This is a genomic window from Aestuariicoccus sp. MJ-SS9 (assembly GCF_032586235.1).
Lineage (GTDB): Bacteria > Pseudomonadota > Alphaproteobacteria > Rhodobacterales > Rhodobacteraceae > Aestuariicoccus.
The window spans coordinates 1-21795 of record NZ_JAWHTD010000044.1 but is presented as its reverse complement, the minus strand read 5'-3'; the positions used below and the strand labels follow the sequence as shown (position 1 = coordinate 21795).

The 21795-nt window shown below is 66.5% G+C and carries 19 protein-coding genes, 1 pseudogene and 1 riboswitch; of the genes and pseudogenes, 7 read left to right on the top strand and 13 right to left on the bottom strand.

The annotated features are described in order from the left end of the window. Positions 1–285: 285 nt before the first annotated feature. Positions 286–2016: an L-arabinonate dehydratase gene (gene araD, locus RXV88_RS19720; protein WP_316295212.1), complete on the bottom strand. Its 1731-nt coding sequence runs from the start codon at positions 2014–2016 to the stop codon at positions 286–288. Positions 2017–2333: 317 nt separating this feature from the next. Between araD and RXV88_RS19715 the strand changes: the two genes are divergently transcribed. Further along, a complete protein-coding gene (locus RXV88_RS19715; RefSeq protein ID WP_316295211.1) occupies positions 2334–3173 on the top strand; it encodes a shikimate dehydrogenase family protein in 840 nt (279 codons plus the stop codon). 19 nt (positions 3174–3192) lie between these two features. On the opposite strand, the gene RXV88_RS19710 is transcribed toward RXV88_RS19715, so the two are convergent. Genes RXV88_RS19710 through RXV88_RS19700 form a run of 3 tightly spaced genes read right to left on the bottom strand, consistent with a single transcriptional unit; the run spans position 3193 to position 5944 of the window. Continuing rightward, positions 3193–4197: an aldo/keto reductase gene (locus RXV88_RS19710; protein WP_316295210.1), complete on the bottom strand. Its 1005-nt coding sequence runs from the start codon at positions 4195–4197 to the stop codon at positions 3193–3195. A 36-nt stretch (positions 4198–4233) separates the two neighbouring features. Continuing rightward, positions 4234–5028, bottom strand: a complete 795-nt coding sequence (locus RXV88_RS19705; RefSeq protein WP_316295209.1) for an NAD(P)-dependent oxidoreductase — start codon at positions 5026–5028, stop codon at positions 4234–4236. Between the two features lie 43 nt (positions 5029–5071). Continuing rightward, complete coding sequence (locus RXV88_RS19700; protein WP_316295208.1) at positions 5072–5944, bottom strand: SMP-30/gluconolactonase/LRE family protein; 873 nt, start codon at positions 5942–5944, stop codon at positions 5072–5074. A gap of 135 nt (positions 5945–6079) precedes the next feature. On the opposite strand from RXV88_RS19700, the gene RXV88_RS19695 reads away from it, so the two are divergent. Next, positions 6080–6976: an endonuclease/exonuclease/phosphatase family protein gene (locus tag RXV88_RS19695; RefSeq protein WP_316295207.1), complete on the top strand. Its 897-nt coding sequence runs from the start codon at positions 6080–6082 to the stop codon at positions 6974–6976. Here RXV88_RS19695 and RXV88_RS19690 read toward each other — a convergent pair. From RXV88_RS19690 to RXV88_RS19675, 4 genes are all read right to left on the bottom strand, one after another. Next, positions 6973–7554 (bottom strand): VOC family protein, encoded by a 582-nt coding sequence (locus tag RXV88_RS19690; RefSeq protein WP_316295220.1) that lies wholly within the window; start codon positions 7552–7554, stop codon positions 6973–6975. The two genes, RXV88_RS19695 and RXV88_RS19690, sit on opposite strands and share 4 nt — an antisense overlap. Before the next feature lie 108 nt (positions 7555–7662). Then, a complete protein-coding gene (locus tag RXV88_RS19685) occupies positions 7663–8097 on the bottom strand; it encodes a 6,7-dimethyl-8-ribityllumazine synthase (protein WP_316295206.1) in 435 nt (144 codons plus the stop codon). 77 nt (positions 8098–8174) lie between these two features. Further along, positions 8175–8324, bottom strand: a riboswitch (FMN riboswitch). 153 nt (positions 8325–8477) lie between these two features. Continuing rightward, positions 8478–10073 (bottom strand): gamma-glutamyltransferase family protein, encoded by a 1596-nt coding sequence (locus RXV88_RS19680; protein WP_316295205.1) that lies wholly within the window; start codon positions 10071–10073, stop codon positions 8478–8480. Positions 10074–10089: 16 nt separating this feature from the next. Beyond that, positions 10090–10839: a DUF1028 domain-containing protein gene (locus tag RXV88_RS19675; RefSeq protein ID WP_316295204.1), complete on the bottom strand. Its 750-nt coding sequence runs from the start codon at positions 10837–10839 to the stop codon at positions 10090–10092. Positions 10840–11136: 297 nt separating this feature from the next. On the opposite strand from RXV88_RS19675, the gene RXV88_RS19670 reads away from it, so the two are divergent. The 5 genes from RXV88_RS19670 to RXV88_RS19650 are packed head-to-tail and all read left to right on the top strand — an operon-like array spanning position 11137 to position 16807. Continuing rightward, positions 11137–12108, top strand: a complete 972-nt coding sequence (locus RXV88_RS19670; RefSeq protein WP_316295203.1) for an ABC transporter ATP-binding protein — start codon at positions 11137–11139, stop codon at positions 12106–12108. After that, positions 12108–13103: an ABC transporter ATP-binding protein gene (locus RXV88_RS19665; protein WP_316295202.1), complete on the top strand. Its 996-nt coding sequence runs from the start codon at positions 12108–12110 to the stop codon at positions 13101–13103. Before RXV88_RS19670 ends, RXV88_RS19665 begins: the two co-directional genes overlap by 1 nt. A gap of 53 nt (positions 13104–13156) precedes the next feature. Continuing rightward, positions 13157–14929, top strand: coding sequence for an ABC transporter substrate-binding protein (locus RXV88_RS19660; protein ID WP_316295201.1), 1773 nt, complete (start codon positions 13157–13159; stop codon positions 14927–14929). A 49-nt stretch (positions 14930–14978) separates the two neighbouring features. Next, entirely contained in the window at positions 14979–15926 is a 948-nt protein-coding gene (locus RXV88_RS19655) for an ABC transporter permease (protein ID WP_316295200.1), read from the top strand. After that, positions 15926–16807, top strand: a complete 882-nt coding sequence (locus RXV88_RS19650; RefSeq protein WP_316295199.1) for an ABC transporter permease — start codon at positions 15926–15928, stop codon at positions 16805–16807. Before RXV88_RS19655 ends, RXV88_RS19650 begins: the two co-directional genes overlap by 1 nt. Positions 16808–16841: 34 nt before the next feature. Here RXV88_RS19650 and RXV88_RS19645 read toward each other — a convergent pair whose 3' ends face one another. From RXV88_RS19645 to RXV88_RS19625, 5 genes and pseudogenes are all read right to left on the bottom strand, one after another. Then, positions 16842–17342 (bottom strand): DUF1772 domain-containing protein, encoded by a 501-nt coding sequence (locus RXV88_RS19645; protein ID WP_316295198.1) that lies wholly within the window; start codon positions 17340–17342, stop codon positions 16842–16844. Positions 17343–17411: 69 nt separating this feature from the next. Continuing rightward, positions 17412–17843 (bottom strand): DUF4345 domain-containing protein, encoded by a 432-nt coding sequence (locus RXV88_RS19640; RefSeq protein ID WP_316295197.1) that lies wholly within the window; start codon positions 17841–17843, stop codon positions 17412–17414. Positions 17844–17861: 18 nt separating this feature from the next. After that, positions 17862–18689, bottom strand: coding sequence for an NAD(P)H-binding protein (locus tag RXV88_RS19635; RefSeq protein ID WP_316295196.1), 828 nt, complete (start codon positions 18687–18689; stop codon positions 17862–17864). A 106-nt stretch (positions 18690–18795) separates the two neighbouring features. Beyond that, a complete protein-coding gene (locus RXV88_RS19630; protein WP_316295195.1) occupies positions 18796–19800 on the bottom strand; it encodes an AraC family transcriptional regulator in 1005 nt (334 codons plus the stop codon). 536 nt (positions 19801–20336) lie between these two features. Next, positions 20337–21668 (bottom strand): annotated as a pseudogene (locus RXV88_RS19625) (helix-turn-helix domain-containing protein). Between the last annotated feature and the right edge of the window lie 127 nt (positions 21669–21795).

Here is a 21795-nt window from a genome sequence, read left to right as displayed (position 1 = left end):
TCCATCGAGAGCGGCTCGGCCTGTGGTCTTGCAGGGCAGAACAGCGGAACAGCGCCGGCACGCGGCGGGCGACGCGCCCCCCTCGGCACGGCACCCTCCGAAACAGGCGCCTTTGCGGATCGGTCGAGGATTCCGGGCGTCATGCGCACCCGGCTGCAAGGCGCGCTGGCTGCACGAGTCAGGCGGAGCATCATGGCGCGACACGGCCCCGGACGTGATCCGGGGCCTCCCGGCGGGGGTGGTGGAGGTCCCGGGACAAGCCCGGTAGAGCGTCGCGCGGGGTCATCAGTTGATCTCCGGTTCGGGAACCGGGGCGCCGAAATCGGTGCGCAGAAAGTCGAAGTCGCAGCCTTTGTCCGCCTGCTCCACGTGCTTGCTGAACATCACGCCGTAGCCGCGTTCATAGCGCGGCGGCGGAGCGGTCCAGCGGGCGCGGCGGGTGGCCAGCTCGGCATCGGTCAGCGCCACGTCGAGCCTGCGGTTGGGGATGTCGATCTCGATCATGTCGCCGGTCTCGATCAGCGCAAGCGGGCCGCCGACATAGGCCTCGGGCGCCACATGCAGCACGCAGGCGCCGTAGGACGTGCCCGACATGCGCGCATCCGACAGCCGCAGCATGTCCCGGTGGCCCTGTTTCAAGAGCGCCTTGGGCATCGGGATCATGCCCCATTCCGGCATCCCCGGCCCGCCCTGCGGCCCGGCGTTGCGCAGCACCAGGACGTGGTCGGGCGTCATCGGGTAATCCTCGTCGTCGATGATCTTTTTCAGCGCCGCGTAGCTGTCGGCCACGATCGCCGGGCCGCGGTGTGTCTGGAACCGCGGGTCCATGGCGGCGGGCTTGATCACCGCCCCGTCGGGCGCGAGGTTGCCGCGCAGCACCGCCAGCGAGCCTTCGTGGTAAACCGGGTTCGACAACGGCCGGATCACATCGTCGTTGTAATTCACCGCGTGGGCGATGGTCTCGCCCATGGTCCGCCCCGACACTGTCATCACCGACAGGTCCAGCTTGTCGCCCAGCTCTTTCATCAGCGCGGGCAGGCCGCCGGCGTAATAGAAATCCTCCATCAGATAGTCCGAACCCGAGGGGCGGATATTGGCGATGACCGGCGTGGTGCGCCCGATGGCGTCCAGATCGTCTAGCGTCAGGTCCACGCCCGCCCGCCGCGCCATGGCGATCAGGTGGATGATCGCGTTGGTCGAACAGCCCGTGGCCATCGCCACCGTCACCGCATTGCGCGTGCTCTCCCGGGTCATGATCTTGCCGGGGGTCAGACCCTCCCACACCATGTCGACGATGCGCCGCCCGCAGGCGGCCGCCATGCGCTTGTGGCCCGCATCCGGCGCGGGGATCGACGAGGCGCCCGGCAGCGTCAGCCCCCAGCCGTCGGCGATGCTCATCATCGTGCTGGCGGTGCCCATGGTCATGCAGGTGCCGTAGCTGCGCGCGATGCCTCCCTGCACGCCCTCCCATTCGGTCTTGGTGATGTTGCCCGCGCGCCGTTCGTCCCAGTATTTCCAGACATCGGTGCCCGAGCCCAGCTTTTGCCCCGCGTAATTGCCGCGCAGCATCGCGCCGGCGGGCAGGAATATGAACGGCAGCCCCATGCTGACGGCGCCCATGACCAGCGCCGGGGTGGACTTGTCGCAGCCGCCCATCAGCACCGCACCGTCCACGGGATGGGCGCGCAGCGTCTCTTCCACCTCGAGCGCGCCCATGTTGCGGTAAAGCATCGAGGTCGGCTTCAGGAACTGCTCTGAGAACGAATGCACCGGCATTTCCACCGGCATCCCGCCCGCCTGGTAAACGCCCTTTTTCACGAACTCGGCCCGGTCGCGCAGATGGTGATGGCAGGGCGACAGATCCGACCAGGTGTTGATGATCGCAATGATCGGCTTGCCTTCCCAATCTGCGCCATCGAGCCCCATCTGCATGGCCCGGCTGCGGTGCCCCATCGAGCGCAGATCGTCAGGCGCGAACCAGCGGGCCGAGCGGAGGTCCTGAGGTGTCTTGGGCATGTTGGGGTCTCCGTCACGTTGCGGGCGCGCCATTGGTGACCGGCGCGTCAGGATGGGGCAGGCGGCAGGTCGCGCGACCTATGAGGGGTGCGGTTCCGCGAACGTCACAGTATCAGCAGACCCCCCGCAATCAACTGCCGGATCAGGCCGGGCCTGTACGAACCCGCCGATCCGCCACCTGCGCCTTTCCCGGGCCTGGGGCGGCTGCGCCCCCCTTGACGGGGATCGGCCCGCGCGGTCATGTCGGGCGTCACAACATTGGGCGGGTGTGGCGCGGCAAAGGCGCCCACAGGCGGGCAGAGCGGAAAGGCGGTCTCATGAGCAACCCCCCGGATCTTCATCTCGGGCTGATCGGCGACAATATCGCCGCGTCGCGGGCACCGCTGCTGCACCGGCTGGCGGGCGCGCAGAACGGCTTGACGGTCCAATACGACCGGCTGGTTCCGCGCGATCTGGGGCAGGAGTTCGACACGGTCTTCGCCGATTGCGCCAGGGGCGGTTACGCCGGGATCAACGTGACCTACCCCTACAAGGAACGCGCCGCCGCCAAGGTCACCATCGCCGATCCGCTGGTGCGCGCCATCGGCGCGGTCAACACCGTGCTCTTCCCGCCCGAGGGGCCGCAGGGGCATAACACCGATTACACGGGCTTCATCGCAGCCTACCGCGCGGTCCGCGGCGATGAGGCCCCGGGAACCGTCTGTCTGATCGGCACGGGCGGGGTGGGGCGGGCGCTGGCCTTCGGTCTTGTGGCGCTAGGGGCCGAAGAGCTGCGGCTGGTCGACCGCGACACCGCCAAGGCCGAGGCGCTGGCCACCGATCTGCGCGCCGCCAGCCCCGGCACGCCCGTCATCGTAAAGACCGACGCGGCGCGCGCCGCCACCGGCGCGACGGGCCTCTTGAACGGCACGCCTCTGGGCATGGTGGGCCACGGCGGCACGCCCTTGCCGGCCGCGGCCATGACCGGCGCGCAATGGGCCTTCGACGCGGTCTATACGCCGGTCGACACGCAATTCCTGCAGGATGCCGAGGCCGCCGGGCTGACGATCCTCTCGGGCTACGAGCTCTTCTTTCACCAGGGGGTGCACGCCTGGGCGCTCTTCTCGGGCGCGCCGCTGGACGAGGCCGCCTTGCGCGCCGCGCTGGCGCGGGCGTAGCGAGCGGAGCGACCCGCTGTCAGCAATAATGTTCCGGCCCGATGGCCTGAGCGTCGGAATATCGCGCGCCATGCGCCCAGCCCACCGGCAGGCACGTCTCGATCCGCGCCATCGCCTCCGGGTCCAGCCGCATCGCTCCGCCCGCCGCCAGTTCCCGCAGATGCGCCACGCTGCGCGTGCCCGGAATGGCGATTGCGGCGGGCGATTGCGCCAGCACCCACGCGATGGCGAGCGAGGCCGCCGCCACGCCCATGTCACGCGCCAGCGCGCGGAACGGGTCGGTCGCGGCGAGGTTGCGGGCCAGATTGGCGCCGGTAAACCGCGGGTTCGACGACAGAAAGCCCGATTGCGCCACGCGCGCCTTTGTCGGCGGCGTGTCGGTCAAAAGCGCCCGGCCCACGGGCGAAAAGGCGACCAGTGCCGTCCCCAACGCCTCGCAGGCCTGCACGAGGCCCAGCTCGGGCGCGCGGGTCGACAGCGAATATTCCGACTGCACCGCCGCGACGGGATGCACCGCTGCGGCCCGGCGCAGCGACGCGGGTGCGATTTCCGAAAACCCGATGGCGCCGATCTTGCCCGCCCGGACAAAGCCCGCGAGCGTTTCGGTCACCTCTTCGATCTCGAACCGCGTGTCGCGGCGGTGGACATAGAAAAGGTCCACCCTCTCGACCCCGAGCAGCTTCAGGCTGTGGTCCAGCTCTGCCTCGAGATGGGCCCGGGAATTGTCGAAGCTCCGCGCGCCGGTGTTCAGATCGTGGCGGATCGAGGCCTTGGTCGCGATGCGAAAGGGGATCTGCCCGCCGCCGCGGTAGCGTCGCAGAAACGTGCCGATCGCGGATTCCGACCCGCCCGCGCCGTAGACATTGGCCGTGTCGATGTGATCGACCCCCAGGTCCAGCGCCGCGTCCAGAACCGCATGCGCCTCGGCCTCCGAGGTCTTGGCGTAGAAGTTCGAAAAAGACATGCCGCCGATGCCGACGGCCGATACCTCCGGCCCGCTCTGTCCAAGGCTGCGTTTGTCCAAATCCCTGTTCCTTCCTGAATGCCGTATGCGCCGTGCTTAATCCTCGTGGATCGTATCGGCGCAGAACGTGCCGCCCTGATAGACCACCTCGGGCGCGTCGGCGGCGGGCTTTGGCCGTGATCCGTCGATCTTGGCGCGGAACGGCTCCGAGCTGTCCTGCGGTTGCCAGCCCAGCCAGGCCACGCCCGAATTGTCCCAGAAGGTCGTGGCGTTGTCGGACACGCCGTAGAGGATCGGACAGCCCAGTTTCGGCACGTCGAAGATGCGTTCGATCAGGCGCACGAAATCGTCGTAGGAGAGCCACGTCGACAGCATCCGGTGATCGCGCGGTTCGGGAAAGCTCGACCCGATGCGCACGATGGCAGTCTCCTGGCCGAACTTGTCGTGATAGGCGCTGGCCAGCGCCTCGCCAAAGACCTTGGACACGCCGTAAAGCCCGTCGGGGCGGGGCAGGGCCGTGTTGTCGATCCGCTGGTCCTGTTTGTAAAAACCGATGGCGTGGTTGGACGAGGCGAAGACGATCCGCGGCATCCCGTGCTTGCGCGCCGCCTCGTAAAGGTTGAAGACCCCGTCGATATTGGCGTTCGAAATCACCGACCAGGGGCCCTCGACGCTCTTGCCGCCGAAATGCACGATCCCGTCGCAGCCCGCGACCAACGCCTCGACGGCGGCCTTATCGCCCAGATCGCAGGGCACCAGTTCTTCGTTCGGGGCGGCCTCGCCCAGATCGGCGATGTCCGACAGGCGCAGGGTGTCCGCGAGATGCGCCAGCCTGCCGCGCATGACGTGGCCCAGACCGCCGGCGGCCCCTGTGATCAGCAATCGTTTCATCGGGTGGTCCTCGTTTTAGTCTTTGCCGTGCGGCCCGGCGCGGTCACCCGGCGAACCGCCATTGCGCGATACCCTGACAGCCGTGCCCGGTGATGGCAAAGAGATTTCCCGAAAGCCCGTCGTCATACCCCTCGCCGATGGAGGTCAGATAGAGCGTCCGCAGATCGGACCCGCCGAACATCGGCTTGGTGGGCTTTTCCACCGGCACGTCGATGGTCATGTCCAGCTTGCCCTCGGGCGTGATCCGGTAGACCTGCCCGCCCGACACCCCGGCCATCCAGTAACACCCCTCTGCATCGACCGTGCCGCCATCGGGGCGGCCGGCCACTGCGTTGGTGTCGAAAAAGACGCGGGGGGCGTGCGGGGTGCCGGTTTCGGCGTCGTAATCGGCCGCCCAGATCGTGCGTACGGCGGGGTTGCTGTCGGAGAAGTACATCGTCTTGCCGTCCGGCGCGAAGGCGAGGCCGTTGGTGGTCCAGAACCCGTCCTTCCAGCAGGTCACGCGCATGTCGGGGTCGAGCCGGTAGAACGCGCCGCTGCGTTCCGGTGCGCCGCCGTCCTTCATCGTTCCGGCCCAGAACCGGCCCGCCGGGTCGGTCGTGCCGTCGTTGAAGCGGTTTCCGGGCAGGTGCGGCTCTGGATCGGCGATGGCCGTGCGCGCGCCGGTGTCGAAATCGAAGGTCCAGAAACCCGACTTGGCGGCGACGACCAGCCCGCCGTTCCGACGCGGGGCGAGGCAGCCCACCGGCTCGCCGAACTCGGCGCTGCGGTTTTCGCCGCTGGCCGGATCATAACGGTGGATGCGCCCGGCGGTAATATCCACCCACCAGAGCACCTGAGCCGCGCTGTCCCAAACCGCGCCCTCGCCCAACAGGCTGCGCGTGTCGAGGATGCTTTCGACGGTAATCTTGCTCATGGCCGGCCCCTTTCGCTGTTATCCCCAGTAGAGGCCAACGGCGCGGGTTTTGGAAGCGTCGATGGGAGCGCGGTCTGGACAGGCCGGGCCGGTTTTCGGCTAGACTGGGCATGGCCGCAACGGGACCCGGCAAAGATGCGCATCGCGACCTTTAATCTTCAGAACCTGCGCCTGCGCCAGCGCGACGGGCGGCGCGTTCTGGAAGGCGCGGTGGATCAGGACGTGCCGGGGGCCGCGCCCACGACCGCGCGCGACATCGCCGACCGGCGCAGAACCGCCGAGGTGATCCGCGACGCCCAAGCGGATATCGTCGCGCTGCAAGAGGTCTTCGACGCGGCATCGCTCGACTTTTTCCACGACCGGTTCCTGACTGAGGTCGGGGCACCCGCCTATCCCCACCGCTATTGCCTGCCGGGCAACGACGGGCGCGGGCTGAACGTGGCGGCGCTGTCGCGGCGGCGGCCCGTTTCGGTGACAAGCCATGCCGCGCTGACCGGCGCGGAGCTGGGCCTGACCGATCTGCCGCCCGACCTGCGCGACCGGCGGCTCTTTCGCCGCGATTGCCTCGCGCTCGATTTCGCCGCCTTCGCGATTTTTATCTGCCATTTCAAGGCGCCCTATCCCGATGAGGCCAAGGCCCATGCGGTCCGCGAGGCCGAGGCGCGCGGGGTGCGCCGCATCGTCGAGACGCACTTTGCCGCGCCCGAGACCGCGCGCTGGATCGTGCTGGGCGATTTCAACGAACCGGCGGGGGCAGGGGGCGCGGCGCCTTCGGCGCTGGCCCCTCTGACCGAGGGGTTCGCCGTCGACCTGCTGGACCGCCTGACGCCCGGCGAGGACTGGACCTATGAGGTTTTCGACACCCATCGCCATTCGCGGCCCGACCGGCTGCTGATTTCCCCGCGTCTGGCGCGGGACTTTCCTCGGGTGCGCCCCAAGATCATCCGCTCGGGCATGACGCGGGCGGCCGCTGGCATGCATCCGCACGCCAGCGACCACGCGCTGGTCTATGCGGATTTCCCGGGGCTCTAGTAGCCCTTGCGCGCGGATCGGTCGCCGGACAGGGAATTCTGGCTGCGCTCGACCAGCAGTTCGATGGCGTCCGCCAGATGCTCGCGGTCGATGTGGTGATGGCCGCGCGCAACGCGGATCTTGTGCGCCTCGATCATCACATCCGCATGGCGGCAGCCCTCGGGCGGCTCGAACCGGTAGCTGGCCAGCTCCAGCCGCAGCCCCAGCGGATCGCGGAAATAGATCGAATCCATAAAGCCACGGTCCACCGGGCCGGAATGCGCCACCCCGCGCGCATCGAGCCGTGCGGCCACCTGCCAGAAGGTCGCCTGGCTGACATTCAGCGCCAGGTGGTGCAGCGACCCGGCCGCCTCGGGGACGGGGGTGCTGTCGGGCTTGCGCTCTTCGTTGGTGAAGATCGTGATCAGCCGCCCGTCGCCCGGATCGAAGTAGAGATGGCCCTCGTTCGGATCGTCGAGATTGGGCTGATCGAAGATGAAGGGCATGCCCAGCACACCCTCCCAGAAATCGATCGACGTCTGGCGGTCCGCGCCGATGATCGTGATGTGGTGAACGCCCTGGACCTGGATTTTCCTCAGTTCGTTGGTCTCCGACATGTTTCCTCCGCTCCTCTGTCCGCTGCTGCGGACAGAGTGTCGGTCGCTTGGGCGTCCGTGGCAACCCGCAATCCGCCCAAGGTCCAGTCCCTAGGCAACCAGCTCTTTGCGCGATCGTGTAAGCTGCAGAGCCGCCCCGGCGGCTTCGCGTCCTTTAACGACGAAATGCTGCCTGTAGATCGCGTTGTGATGCTCGGTCTCTTGGTACTGATGCGGTGTCAGCGAAACCGAGAGAACAGGGACGCCGCTTTCGAGGCCGGCCTGCATCAAGCCGTTGACCACGGCCTGGGCGACGAAATCGTGCCGGTAGATACCGCCATCCACAACGAACGCCGCGGCGACAACCGCATCGTACCGCCCGGACTTTGCCAGGTCGCGCGCGAGCAAAGGCATTTCAAACGCGCCGGGAACGTCGAAAACGTCGACCTCGTCGTTCGGTATTTTCTGCAAGAAACCTTCCAAGGCCCGGTCGACAATATCAGCGTGCCAGCCAGCCTTGATAAAGGCGTATCGGGTGTGTGTCATCGTGATCTCCTTTCATAGTGACACGTCACCCAAGGCGATCACATGCATCGCGCCCGGCGAAACGCCGGGCATCGACAGCACGTTCTCTTCCATCCGGACTTTCACCGTCGGCTCAGGAATTTCACCTGATCTGCTTGACCCTCGGCCAGAAGGCCGAGGCGCTCGCGGGCTTGCAACGTTCATTGCTCACCGCCGGTGGGGAATTTCGCCCCGCCCTGAGAACAGCGTGACCCTAGATGCCGCGAAACGAGCGCGCAAGTATTGCCAAAAATCGTTCGAAGTTTCCGTTTCGCGGAAAATGCCCGGTTCGTGGCCGCACCGACCGGGAAACAGGCTGTTGCCTGCATCCCGGGCGCCGATCAAGCTAAGGGGTCCAGAACCTAGAACCCTACCGCCTGACCGTCCTTGCGCGGTTCGGACCCGGCGGCATAGGCGCCGTTGTCCAGCCGGGCGATCAATTGCGCGCCGCCGAAGCCGAAGGCGTTGTCGGGCGCTTCCAGCGTCAGGTCATGGCCCATGCCACGCAGCCGTTCCAGCGTCTCGGACGCCAATGTCGTTTCGCAGGCCACGCCCAGACCTTGCGTGACCCGCCAGCGCGGCGCGTCGGCGGCCATCTGCGGATCCTGACCCCAAAGCTGGGTGCGCAGCGTCATTTGCACATGGCCCTGCGCCTGCATCGGCCCGCCCATGACGCCAAAGCTCATCAGCGGCGCGTCGCCGCGCATCAGGAAGGCGGGGATGATGGTGTGGAAAGGGCGCTTGCCCGGCGCGATCACATTCTGGCTGGCGGGGTCGAGCGAAAAGCCCGCGCCGCGGTTCTGCAGGTGGATGCCGGTGCCGGGCACCGTCACGCCCGAGCCAAAGCCGGCATAGTTCGACTGGATGAACGATACCATCATGCCGCTTTCGTCCGCCGCGGTCATGTAGACGGTGCCGCCGCGCTTGGGCGCGCCCGCGCCAAAATTGGTCGCCTTGGCGGGGTCGATCAGTTTCGCACGGTCGGCGAGGTAACCCGCATCCAGCATGTCGCCGGGGGTGATCTGGGTCATGTAGTCGATATCGCCGACGAAGGTTTCGGTGTCCCTCAGGGCCAGCTTCATCGCCTCGATCTGCAGATGCGCCGCCAGCGGGTCGTCGGCATCCAGATCGCGGATATTGGTGTGAGACAGGATCCCCAGCGCCATCAGCGCGGCGATGCCCTGACCGTTGGGCGGGATCTCGTGCAGCGTCACGTCGTCGAAGCCTTGGCTGATCGTGCCGCACCAATCGGCCTGGTGCGCGGCCATGTCCGACACCCGCAGCGCCGCGCCGTGCTCGATGGCGAAGGCCTCGATGGCCTCGGCCAGCTCGCCCTCGTAGAACGCCTTGCCCTTGGTCTCGGCGATCAGCCGCAGGGTGCGCGCCATGCCAGGGTTGCGGTAGATCTCTCCGGGCTTGGGCGCGCGGCCGTCGGGCAGGAAGTTCTGGGCAAAGCCGGGCTGATCCGACAGCGCCTCGGCCCCGCGCGCCCAGAGCGCCGCGATGACCGGCGACACCGGGAACCCGTCTTCGGCATAGCGGATCGCGGGTTCGAAGAGGGTCGCGAAGGGCAGCTTGCCGAACCGTTCCGACATCGCCACCCAGCCCGAAACCGCCCCCGGCACGGTCACGCTGTCCCAGCCGCGGAAGGGCATCGCGTCCATCCCGGCAAAGCGCTCGCGGCTCCAGCCCTGCGGCGCGCGGCCCGAGGCGTTGAGCCCGTGCAGTTCCTTGCCGTCCCACAGGATCGCGAAGGCGTCCGAGCCGAGGCCGTTGCCGGTCGGTTCGACCAGCGTCAGCGTCACGGCGGTGGCAATCGCGGCATCCACCGCGTTGCCGCCGCGCATCAGCATCGAAAGCCCAGCCTGCGCCGCGAGCGGTTGGCTGGTCGAGACCATGTTGCGCGCAACGATGGGCGAGCGGCGCGAGGGATAATGGTGGTTGGCGCGAAGCTGCATGTCGGGTCCTTCGGTGTTATGTCAGCGGCGTTGCGAGGGATTGCGAGACGATCCCTTTCTCGGCGCGTTCCTTTTCGTTGGCGGCGATCGCCTTGTCGAGCGGGGTGCGGTCGACCATGCCCGAAAAATTCTCGACCGTAGGCATGGCGGTGCGGAAGATCAGATAGCGCTCTTCGGTGACCGCCATCAAGCGGCGCAGCTCGGCCAGCGGATCGTTGTGGTCGTCGACGCGCAGGTCGAGCGACGGGTAGGGCTGGCCGGAATGAATCAGCAGCCCCGCCGCCTGCTTGCCGCGCTTGTCGCCACCGGCGCGTTCGCCCGCCTCCATCGCCGTCAGGAAGCGTTCGGCGAAGGGCAGATCGGCACTGTCGAGCCAGGCCGCCAGCGTATCGGCGACCACCTCGGGACCGGCCAGCATATTGCCCGCGACCGATACGTTTTCCGCCTTGGCGTGCCCGGCCCAGGGCACGCAATCGGCGCCGGTGTGCTGGGCGACGGTGCCGTCCGGCGCGATCATATGCGCCTGCCGCGAGGCTTGTCCCGCGTCGCGGGCGACCAGATCGGCGAGGATCGCGTCGGGCCGCTCGCCATCCGCCAGCCGCTTGAGCCCCTCAATGCCCCAAAGCGGGCTGACGAAGGCTTGGCTGGCGAAGGCTGCGGTGGCGCAGACGTTCGGCACCAGCGATCCGCAGGCGAAAAAGCGGCTGGCGACGGCGATGCCGAACTCGCCTGTTTCGGGGTCTCTTGCCACGATGGAATAGGTCATTTGTCTCCTTTCGCGCAGCGCGGCGGGGCGCTGTTCCTGGTTGCCGGTGATCCGGCAGACGCATGCGCCGTGTTCCCCGCGAGGTCCAGATCTGGCCGGGAACGGCGGTCTGAATTCAGAATTTTGTCGCCGGATTGCACAGAAAATGATCAAAAGTGTGGAAACATCCGGGTATTCGTCTATTTGTTACGCTGTACACGGGAGGCAAGAAATTATATGGCGCGGCAAATCTCGCCTCTCCCGGAGTGGAAGGTTACGTCGCTCGCCAAGCTGATGCCACCAAGGGCGTAACCGCACATGTCGCTGCTCGACATCGAAAATCTCAGTGTCTGCGTCTCGCAGGAAGGCGTGGAAACGCCCCTGGTGAACGGAATCTCCTATTCGGTGGATCGGGGCGAAACGCTGGCGCTGGTGGGCGAAAGCGGGTCGGGCAAGTCGGTGTCGTCGCTGGCGGTGATGGGGCTTTTGGCCAAGGCCCTCAGGGTCACGTCGGGCAGCATCCGCTTTGACGGGCAGGACCTGCTGGCGCTGGATGACGAGGGCATGCGCAAAATCCGCGGGCGCGATATCTCGATGGTGTTTCAGGAACCCATGACCTCGCTCAACCCGTTGCGCAGCATCGGCGCGCAGATCATGGAAAGCATCGAAGAGAACCTGGGCCTGTCGCGCGCCGACGCGCGGGCGCGGGCGGTGTCGCTGCTGCAGGAGGTCGGCGTAGCGGATGCCGAGCGGCGGCTGAAGCAATATCCGCACCATTTCTCGGGCGGGATGCGGCAGCGCGTGATGATCGCCATCGCGCTGGCCGCCGATCCCAAGCTGATCATCGCGGACGAGCCGACGACGGCGCTCGACGTGACGATCCAGGCGCAGATCCTCGATCTGATGGCGCGGATCTGCCGCGATCACGGCACGGCGCTGATCCTGATCACCCACAATCTGGGGATTGTCGCGCGCTATGCCGACCGCGTGAACGTGATGTACGGCGGACGCATCGTCGAGACCGGCCGCGCCCGTGACATCTATGCCGCGCCGCGCCATCCCTATACCGAGGGGCTGCTGCAATCGGTGCCGCGGCTGGATCAGGATCGCAGCGTGCCGCTGAAGCCCATTCGCGGCAATCCCGCCGATCCGTTCACCACGATTGCCGGCTGCCGCTTCCATCCGCGCTGCCCCTACGCTCAGGCGATCTGCCGCCAGACGCCGCCGCCGTTCGAAGGCGGCGTGGCCTGCCATTTCCCGCTTGAAACCGACCAGAAGGAAGCCGTCTGATGGGACCCCTGCTGCGGATCGAAGGCGTCTCTGTCCATTTTCCGATCCGGAAAGGGCTCTTGCAGAAACAGGTGGGCGAGGTCCGGGCGGTCGAGAACGTGTCGCTGACGCTCAACAAGGGCGAGGCCTTCGGGCTGGTGGGCGAATCCGGCTGCGGCAAGACCACGCTGGCCCGCGCCGTCCTGCGGCTGGTCGATCCGACCTCGGGGGCGATCTGGTTCGATGGCGAGAATGTCGGCGAAATGCACGGCAAGGCGCTGGCGCCATACCGCAGACGGGTTGCGGCGATCTTTCAGGATCCTTTCTCGTCGCTCAATCCGCGGATGAAAACCGGTCAGATCCTGGCCGAGGTGCTGAAGGTGCACAGCTATCCCGGCGATATCGGCGCGCGGGTGGCGGAGCTGCTGTCGATCTGCGGCCTGGCCCCGCGCTTTGCCGAACTTTACCCGCACGAGATGTCGGGCGGACAGCGCCAGCGGGTCGGCATCGCCCGCGCGCTTGCGCTCGAGCCCGACCTTATCGTCTGCGACGAGGCGGTCAGCGCGCTCGACGTGTCGATCCAGGCGCAGATCATCAACTTGCTGGAAGAGTTGCGGGCGGAATTCGGGCTGACCTATCTTTTCATCGGACACGATCTGTCTGTGGTCCGGCATCTCTGCGACCGGATCGCGGTGATGTACCTGGGCCGGATCATGGAGACGGGCACCTCGGAAGAGCTGTTCGACAATCCGCGCCATCCCTACACCCGCGCCCTGATCGACGCCGTGCCCGCGCCCGATCCCGACGGCGAAGAGGCGCGCGACCATGTGGCGCTGAAAGGCGAGATCCCGAGCCCGCTCAACCCGCCGCCGGGTTGCGTGTTTCATACCAGATGTCCCATCGCGATGGACCGCTGCCGCCAAGAAGTACCGCGCACGTCCCGGCTGGGCGGGCATCACGCGGCGGCGTGTTTCGCCTTGGAACAGGAAACCGGGAAAACGGCAGAAATTGCGTGAATGAGGTGACGAGTATCCGAAAACCGACCGAAGTCTGACTAGAGGGGTAGACCATGAAGAATGACGACCTGATGAAGCGTGCGCAGCAAGAATTGCGCGACGCCTACGATTTCGATCCGCGCGATCCCATGTTTGGTCTCAGCCGCGACGACATGCGCGGCAACAAGATCTCGCGCCGCGCGACGCTGCGCCTGCTGGCCGCCGGGGGCGCGCTGACCATGGCGCAGGTGCTGCCCGGGCTGCGGCCCAAACCGGCGATGGCGGCGGCGCACGGCGGCGGCATTCTCAACGCCGCATGGGCCGGGGTGGCCGAGATCACCACGCTTGACCCTGCGCAGATCGGCCAGGTGCTGCAGTTCCAGATCACCTCGAACGTGCTGTCGGGCCTGATGCACATCAACAACGATCTGGTGGCCGAGGGCGACCTGGCCGAAAGCTGGGACGTGTCCGAGGACGGTCTGGTCTACACCATCAAGATGCGCGACGGGCTGACCTTCCACAATGGCGACGTCTGCAACGCCGACGACGTGATCTTTACCTACAACCGTTCGTCCGACCCCGATCAGTCGCGGCATTCCTCGGTGATCGCCAACGTGGCGAACGTCGAAAAGCTCAACGATCTCGAGGTACGCTTTACGCTCAAGGCGCCGCAGGCGTCGTTCCTGACCAAGGCGCTCGAGCGCGCCTCGGGCCGTGCGATGACCATCGTCTCGCGCGGGGCGCTGGAAGAGATGGGGCTTGCGCAATACGGTCTCACGCCCGTGGGCACCGGGCCGTTCCGCATCACCGAGCACGAGCTTGGCGGCCGCGTGGTTCTGGAGAAGTTCGAGAACTATTTCGACCCCGAGCGTCCCAAGCTCGACGGCGTGATTATCCAGCCGGTGGACGGCACCGAACCGCTGGCCGCCGCGATCGAGGCGGGCGATGTCGACTACATCGGCGGCAACCCGCTGCCGGGCGAACTGGTCGACCGGTTCAAGTCGAACTCGGACCTCACCGTCGACATCAAGCCCGGCCCGGGTTTCCAGTCGATCTGGATGAACCCCTGGGTCGAACCGATGCAGGTCGCCGATTTCAACAAGCCGCTTGACGAGCTCAAGCAGGAGAACGGTTTCAAGGTGCGTCTGGCGCTGGCCAAGGCGCTCGACCGCGACCTCTTCGTGCAGCAGGCGCTCTTTGGCAACGGCATCCCGGCCTACGGGTCGATCAACGCCGCCATGGGCTTTTACTACGACAATGGTCTGGCCGAGACATCCGAGCAGGCCTTCGACCCCGAGGGCGCGCAGGCGCTGCTGGCCGAGGCGGGCTTCCCCGGCGGCGAAGGCTTCCCGACGCTGCGGCTGCAGACCACGCCGAACACCCGCCGCGCGGGGCTCGTGGTGGCCAACATCTACAAGCAGGTGCTGGGCATCAGTGTCGAGGTCGATCCCAAGGAATTCTCGGTCGGGATCGAGGAGTTCAACAAGATGGACTTCGACCTGCGTCTCGGCGGCTCGGGCGGCGATTACGACCCCGACGACGGGCTGATCGACTGGATGATGACCTCGTCCAAGTTCAACGGGCCGTTCCGCGACACCGCAGAGATGCCGTTCGGCTTCTTCTCGGAAGCCGAGGTCGACGCATTGTCGGTAGAGCAGTCGGTCACCGCGGACCCAGAGGCGCGCCGCGCGCTGGTGCAGCAGGCCAACAAGCTTACCTCTGACAAGGTGTGCTGCGGCTTCCTCTACCACCCGGTCGACATCCTGGTGCACTCGAACCGGGTCAACGTGCCGACCGAGAGCCGCATCCCGGGTCTGCACGACTTTGACCGTATGACCCTGTCGTAATCATCCAGAAAGGGCGGGCGGGCCCCCGAGGCCTGCCCGCGCATCGGCAATGGCAACATATCTTCTGCGCCGCCTGATCGGCGCCGTTCTGGTGATGCTGGCGGTCTCGACGCTGGTCTTCTTCATGATCCGGCTCGTGCCGGGCGACCCCATCGCCGCGATGCTGGCCGATGCGGGCGACGCCGCCACGCGTGAGGCGATGATCCGCCGGCTGGGGCTCGACCAGCCGCTGATCATTCAGTTCTTCAAGTGGTTCGCGGGCATCCTGCACGGCGATTTCGGCGCGTCGATCTACGGCTCGAACCAACCGGTGAGCGACATCCTTCTGACCGCCCTGCCCAAGACCCTGTCGCTGGCCTTTTTGTCCTTCATCATCGCCATTGTCATTGCCGTGCCCGCCGGGATCATCTCGGCCACGCGCAAGAACACCGCCGCCGATACCTCGGTGTCGCTTTTCGCCTTCCTGGGTCTGTCGATGCCGGATTTCTGGCTGGCGATCCTGCTGATCATCATCTTCGCGGCCAACCTGCAATGGCTGCCTGCCATCGGCTATCAGCCGCTGTCGGCCGGTTTCTGGGAGTGGCTGAGCCACCTCATCCTGCCTGCCATCGCCATCGGCACGGGCTTTTCGGCGATCATCGCGCGGATGATCCGGTCGTCGATGCTCGAGGTCTTGCAGGCCGATTACATGCGCACCGCGGCCTCGAAGGGGCTGACGCAGCGCGTCATTCTGATCCGCCACGCGCTGCCCAACGCGCTTATCCCGGTGATCACCGTGATCGGCATCGCCTTTGCGTTGCTGATCTCGGGCGCCGTGGTGGTCGAGAACGTCTTTTCCATCAAGGGGCTCGGCCGGGTGCTGATCCAGGGCATCCAGAACCGCGACTACCCGGTGGTGCAAGGCGCGGTGTTGCTGGTGTCGGCCTTCTTCGTGCTTTCCAACCTAGTCGTCGACCTGCTTTACGCGGTGATCGACCCCCGGATCCGGTATTCCTGATGAGCGACGCAAGCCTCGATTCCGTAGACATTCCCGCCGTCGCCAAGCGGCGGTCCCGCTTTCGCGCGGTTTTCTCGAAGGACCGCAAGGCGCAGTTCGGCGTCGTCGTGCTGGGGCTATTCGTGCTGGCGGCGCTGCTGGCCCCGCTGATCGCGCCCTATGACCCCAACGAGATGACGCTGGACATGATGGGCGCACCGTCCGGGTCGCATCTGCTGGGCACCGACGATCTGGGGCGCGATCTTTTCTCGCGCATCGTCTGGGGGACCCAGATCTCGCTTTTCGTGGGCGTCGCGACGGTGACGCTGTCGCTGGTCTTCGGCGTGCTGCTGGGGGTGCTGGCGGGCTATTACGGCGGGTGGATCGACATGATCATCATGCGCTATATCGACCTGCAATGGGCGTTCCCGAACTTCATCATCGCGGTCTATCTGGTGGCGGTCTTCGGCACCGGCCTGCTGAACGTGATCGTGGCAATCGCGCTGGCTTTCCTCGACGATTTCGCCCGCATCGCGCGGTCGATGGTGCTGACGCTGAAGCAAGAGCAATTCGTCGACGCCGCCCGGGTGCAGGGCTTTTCCGACGCCCGGATCATGCTGCGCCACATCCTGCCCAACGCCATGGCGCCGATCATTGTGCAGGCGACGGTGTCGGTGTCCTACGCGATCCTGGGCGAGGCGTCGCTGTCCTTTCTGGGCCTTGGCGTCAGCGCCGACACCCCCACCTGGGGGCTGATCCTGTCAGACGGGCGCAGTTTCATCAGCCGCGCGTGGTGGCTGGGCATCTTCCCCGGACTGGCGATCATGCTGGTGGTGCTGTCGATCAACTTCATCGGCGACGCCCTGCGCGACGCGCTGGACGTGCGCGAGAGCGATCTGTGACGTGGGGGCGCTCTGAAGACCGAGCGCCCCGCGATCATCCATCGGCCCCGGCCATTTGCGACAGCCCAAAGAGCAACAGCACAGCTGAGAGGGCACATGCCGTGGCGCGGAGGCTGTTCCAGAAGGTCCATCTGGGCAGATAGGTCTCGTTCCAATAGGCGCGCGCGGTGCCCGAGGACGGGTCCATCCCGGCCAGTGCCTCGTTCATCGGCACGTTGAAGAAGACCGTGACCCCGAAGCAGCCCACCAGATAGACCAGCCCCGCCAAAGCGATGGGCGTTCCGCCCGCGCTGCCCAACGTCATGGCCGCATAGCCCGCGATCAGCAGCGACACCGGCGACATGCCGAGGAACAGGGCCATGAAGACCCAGCGAAAGACCTCGCGGTTGATCGCCTGCATGGCCGCCACGCCTCCGGTTTCGCCGGTCCGCGACAACGACCGCATGATGAAATCCGAAAAGGCCAGGAAGACGCCCGCAAGCAGGCCGTAAGCCAGAACCGAGAGGTTTATGAGGAGAAGGAAGAACGGTGACATCTTGGATAGCTCCTGAGAGATGATGAGCCGGGCAGGGGGGCTGCTGCCCTCCCGCCCGGCGGTTCAAGGTCAGACGGCAGAGACGCGGTTGCCGCCCGTGGCAGGCGCGGCAGGCCGAAGACGGCGGCGGAACGCCACAATGCAGAGCGCCGCAATCGCCAGTTCGATCCCCAGCGCGCCGAGGATCCCGCCCGACGGCACGCCATCGGCGACCAGCCCGACCAGCCGCCCGGCGGGGAAGGCCAGGAACACGGTCAGCGCCGCCACGATGGACGCCGGGCGCAGGGCGCCGTTCACGATCCCGGCCAGCATGATCAGGCCGAACGCGGCCAGACCGGCGCCCGGGGCGCGCAACTCGCTCAACAGATCGGGGTCGGGGCCGAGCGCGATGCCGTAGCTTGCGTAGAACGCCAGCGGCGCGGTCAGGATAAAGCCGCCGATGCCAAGCGCCGTGACGCCCGAAAGCCCGAGGGCCAGCTTTTCAAATCGGGTAAGTTTCATGTCGTTTCCTTTCCGTGCTCAGGCCGCATCCGGCCATGTGCCCGCCTGCGCGGCGGCAGCGGCGAAATCGGCGAAATCCCGAGGCGGGCGGCCAAGCGCGCGCTGCACGCCGTCGCAGACATGGGCGTTGCGCCCGTCCAGCGTCTCGCGCGCGATGGCGGTAAAGACATCGGCCACGAAATCGCCGCCGGCCTTCGCGATCTCGGCGTGGAAGTCCTCGAACGTGATCGGGATGTGCCGTATCGGGCGGCCAAGCGCGGCGGTCAGTTCGCCGGCCATGTCCGCAAAGGTCATCAGCCGCGGGCCCGTCACCTCGTAGAGTTCGCCCTTGTGGCCCTCTTCGGTCAGCGCGGCCACCACCACATCGGCGATATCGTCGATGTCGATGATGGGCTCGGCGATCATGCCGCCGGGCATGGGCAGCACGCCGCCGAGGATCGGGTCGCGCAGATAACCTTCAGAGAAGTTCTGCGCGAACCACGCCGCCCGGACGATGGTGAAATCCACGCCCGAACGGCGGACCACGGCCTCGCCCAGCTTGGCGTGATGCTCGCCCCGGCCCGAGAGCAGGACCAGATGCCCGACGCCCGCCGCCTTGGCGGTGGCGCAGAGGCGTTCCAGCTTTTCGACCGCACCGGGGAAGGCCAGGTCGGGGAAATATGTGACATAGGCGGCGCGGACGCCCGCCAGCGCGGGGGCCCAGGTTTCCGGCGCCTCCCAGTCGAAGGGCGTGGCCGAGCGGCGCGCGCCGTGGCGGACATTATGGCCAAGCGTCTCGAGCTGGGCGGCGACGCGCGATCCGGTCTTGCCGGTCGAGCCGATGACGAGAATGGGGTCGTTTTGCATGGGGTGTCTCCCTTGGTGTGAAATGGTGGCCAAGGGATAGGCGCTGGGACGGCCGCCGGTATTGACCGGCCGTGCCACCGTTTTGACCCTCGCCGCCAAAACGCGCTCAGGGGGCGGCCCGGTCCTTGCGATAGCTGGCGGGGGTGCGTCCGACCCAGCGCTTGAAGGCGCGGGTGAACGAACTTTGCTCGGAAAAGCCGGTCAGAAAGGCGATCTCGGCCAGCGAATAACGCTCGTCGCGCAAGAGCCCCTGGGCCAGGTCGCGCCGGGTCTCTTCGGTCAGGGTCTGAAAACTCATCCCATGTTCCGAAAGCCGGCGGTGAAAGGACCGCGCGCTCAGCCCAAGGCCGCGGGCGATATCGGCCATTCTGGGCAAACCCTCGCTCAGCGCCCGGGCGATCGCGTCGCGGGCCTGTGCCACCAGCGTGGCGTCGGGGGCGATCTCGGAAAGCTCGGCATCCAGATGCGCGACCAGAAACCGGGTGATCCCCTCGTCGCCCAGCAGGTTGGGGCGTTCCAATGTCTCGGGCGCGATCAAAAGCGCGTCAAGGTCGGCCCCGAACCGCACCGGGCAGCCGAACCATTCCTCATGCGCGCCCTTTGTTTTCGGCGCGTCATGGCGGATCAGAACCTCAAGCGGCGCGAAGGGCTCGGGGCTGACCTGCCGGGCCAGAGACACGGCGCTGGCGAGCGTCGCCTCGTTCGACAGCCGCATGCCCAGCCGCCGCTCGCCCGCGCGGTGCAGGATAAAAAGCAGGCCGCGCGGATCGGGGCGCAGCTCGTATTCGACGACGCTGGTCCAGAGCCGGGCGTACCGTTCGACCCGCGCGAAAGAGCCGCTCAGATCGGGCGCGGCCTTCCACGCGAGCCCCAGCGCGCCATATTCGTCGCACCGCATCGAGGCCCCGACCTGGATCGGAAGCGCGGTCGCGTCCGTCGTCTCGACGATCCGTTCGAGCAGCGCGTAATAGGTTGTGTCGGGGATCATGACCTTGGGATCCCAGGCGCCCGCCGGGTCCAGCCCGGCCGCGCGCAGCAGCGCCGCGGCATTGACCCGGTCCCCGGCCGCCGCAACCATCTTGCGTGCAAAGAGCGAAGTGATCTGACCCATGCCGCCAGAGTATACGAGCGCCCCGTCCGACGGCCAAGCCGCCGCGTGCCCTTCGACCGCGACCGGCGCGGTGACCGGTCGTTTCTGCCAACACCATCGGGATGGGCTGCCGGTCGCAGGCCAGTGCGGTTCAAATAAGACCTGTGCCGCTGGACGGCATCAAAACCCGATATCATGTCGTCTCACGTGGTCATGGAGACTGGACAGCGCCCCTTTCTCAAAGAGCGCCCGCTTCCACGCGTCCAGTTCTTGCGCCCTTAGCGTGTCTATCACGCCGCTCTTGCGGTGGTCCGCAAGTTCCCGACACGAGAGCCTGTACTTCCCAACGGTTCGGTCGGGTATCGTCTTGGCGTCCCGGCCCGCTGCCCGGTTCTGCACCTTTTGGTCGATCACTTTTGTGAAGGTTGTCCCGGCTGATCTCGCCTCGGGTTTCAGCTCGGGGGCGGTCTTTGGCTTGTCCTCCGGCTGTCCGTCGTCAGATGTTTCCGGAATGCTGAGGCGATTTTGTAACGGAGGCTCTGGTTCGGTTTCTGTTTTTAGGCGGCCGCGGTCTGGTGCTGGGACCGGCGTTTTCGGGTTCTCGTCCTGCGGACCTCGATCTCCTCTGTCGTCTTCAGGGTTCTCGCGCCCCGTCCGTGGTAGACGTCGGCGGGCGTCGGATTGCTCGGGCTCTCGTGGTAGCGTTGTTGTGGCGATCGACGAAGGCGCCGATCTGGCGTTCCAGGGCGCCGGGCAGGAAGTGGTTTTCCAGCAGAACCCGGTTCCTCACGGTCTGGTGCCGGCGCTCGATCTTGCCCCGGGTCTGCGGGTGATGCGGGGCGCCGCGACCATGGTCCATGCCCTTGTCCTCAGGATAATCGGCCAGATCGGACGCGACGTAAGACGAGCCGTTGTCACTGAGCAGCCGGGGCTTGTGTACGACCGTTGCCTGATCGCAGCCTGAGGCCTGCGGCGCGAGGTCCAGCGTGTCGGTGACGTGTCCCCGGCCTTCATCGTGGTGCAGAGCGTCCAGGCGATGAAGTTTCGGCTGTGATCGCGGACGGGTAGAACCAACCCCGGCCGATCACCTTCAGGTACGTAAAGCCCGTCTGCCGGAGCTCGTTCGGGCGTGTGGTCTTATCCCGGAACTCATCGGCCGCCTTTATGACCACATGGGCTGGCGCCGTGATCGGATTCTCGGCGCTGAGGATGCGATACACGGAGGATTCCGAGACGAAGCACCGCTTCTCATCGGTGTATTCGACCGCCAGTTCGCGCGGCGTCAGGACCTCGTGTTCCAGGGCGAAATCGGCGACATCTTCGCGCATTATGTCCGGGATGCGGTTCCAGACCGACGCAGGCCGTGGTGAGCGAACGGCCAGGGCATCGAGGCCGCCATCACTCCAGCGCGCGTACCAGTCGTCGTAGGTGCTGCCGGGAATGCCGAGCATTCAGGGTTTGCCGCGTCGGCAGATGTGACGCCTCGACCGTGCGGATGATCTCCAGCTTCTCGGAGGCGGAGTATCTCATGCGTCGGACTCCCACTCCCCGATCATGCTTTTTTTGAGGTGAGGCGGTTCAGCAAAGCGTCCAGTGGACGCTTTGCCCGCCCGAACGGTCTCGAGCGTCGGTTCGGCGACCACCTTCTTCCGCGCGGCGGACGCCGACCGCAGCTCCTTCACCTCGGGCGCTGCCGCCTGCCGAGAGGTGTCGCCCGACAGCCGGGCCTCTCCGGCTTCCAGGAACTCCTTCGACCGGGAATAGTGCAGGCTCCCGGCAATCCCCTCGCGACGGAACAGGGCAGAAATGCTCTCCTCGCCCTGCAGGCCAGCCAGGACGATCCCGATCTTCCCCTCGGCCGAGAAATGCTTGCGGGTCTTACGCGTGATGCCCCTCTGAGGTGCCCCTAGATTTGTAGATGCTTTGCCCCCTAACTTTAAGGCGAGGAGGCCGACATGGGGACAGGCAACTACAGCGACGGGTTCAAGCGGGATGGGGTGCATCGGATCACGGTGC

What these genes read in the sequence shown, in the direction of transcription:
- araD (WP_316295212.1), bottom strand. Translation starts at nt 2,016, where the DNA reads ATGCCCAAGACACCTCAGGACCTCCGCTCGGCCCGCTGGTTCGCGCCT.
- RXV88_RS19715 (WP_316295211.1), top strand. Translation starts at nt 2,334, where the DNA reads ATGAGCAACCCCCCGGATCTTCATCTCGGGCTGATCGGCGACAATATC.
- RXV88_RS19705 (WP_316295209.1), bottom strand. Translation starts at nt 5,028, where the DNA reads ATGAAACGATTGCTGATCACAGGGGCCGCCGGCGGTCTGGGCCACGTC.
- RXV88_RS19700 (WP_316295208.1), bottom strand. Translation starts at nt 5,944, where the DNA reads ATGAGCAAGATTACCGTCGAAAGCATCCTCGACACGCGCAGCCTGTTG.
- RXV88_RS19695 (WP_316295207.1), top strand. Translation starts at nt 6,080, where the DNA reads ATGCGCATCGCGACCTTTAATCTTCAGAACCTGCGCCTGCGCCAGCGC.
- RXV88_RS19685 (WP_316295206.1), bottom strand. Translation starts at nt 8,097, where the DNA reads ATGACACACACCCGATACGCCTTTATCAAGGCTGGCTGGCACGCTGAT.
- RXV88_RS19680 (WP_316295205.1), bottom strand. Translation starts at nt 10,073, where the DNA reads ATGCAGCTTCGCGCCAACCACCATTATCCCTCGCGCCGCTCGCCCATC.
- RXV88_RS19675 (WP_316295204.1), bottom strand. Translation starts at nt 10,839, where the DNA reads ATGACCTATTCCATCGTGGCAAGAGACCCCGAAACAGGCGAGTTCGGC.
- RXV88_RS19670 (WP_316295203.1), top strand. Translation starts at nt 11,137, where the DNA reads ATGTCGCTGCTCGACATCGAAAATCTCAGTGTCTGCGTCTCGCAGGAA.
- RXV88_RS19665 (WP_316295202.1), top strand. Translation starts at nt 12,108, where the DNA reads ATGGGACCCCTGCTGCGGATCGAAGGCGTCTCTGTCCATTTTCCGATC.
- RXV88_RS19660 (WP_316295201.1), top strand. Translation starts at nt 13,157, where the DNA reads ATGAAGAATGACGACCTGATGAAGCGTGCGCAGCAAGAATTGCGCGAC.
- RXV88_RS19655 (WP_316295200.1), top strand. Translation starts at nt 14,979, where the DNA reads ATGGCAACATATCTTCTGCGCCGCCTGATCGGCGCCGTTCTGGTGATG.
- RXV88_RS19650 (WP_316295199.1), top strand. Translation starts at nt 15,926, where the DNA reads ATGAGCGACGCAAGCCTCGATTCCGTAGACATTCCCGCCGTCGCCAAG.
- RXV88_RS19645 (WP_316295198.1), bottom strand. Translation starts at nt 17,342, where the DNA reads ATGTCACCGTTCTTCCTTCTCCTCATAAACCTCTCGGTTCTGGCTTAC.
- RXV88_RS19640 (WP_316295197.1), bottom strand. Translation starts at nt 17,843, where the DNA reads ATGAAACTTACCCGATTTGAAAAGCTGGCCCTCGGGCTTTCGGGCGTC.
- RXV88_RS19635 (WP_316295196.1), bottom strand. Translation starts at nt 18,689, where the DNA reads ATGCAAAACGACCCCATTCTCGTCATCGGCTCGACCGGCAAGACCGGA.
- RXV88_RS19630 (WP_316295195.1), bottom strand. Translation starts at nt 19,800, where the DNA reads ATGGGTCAGATCACTTCGCTCTTTGCACGCAAGATGGTTGCGGCGGCC.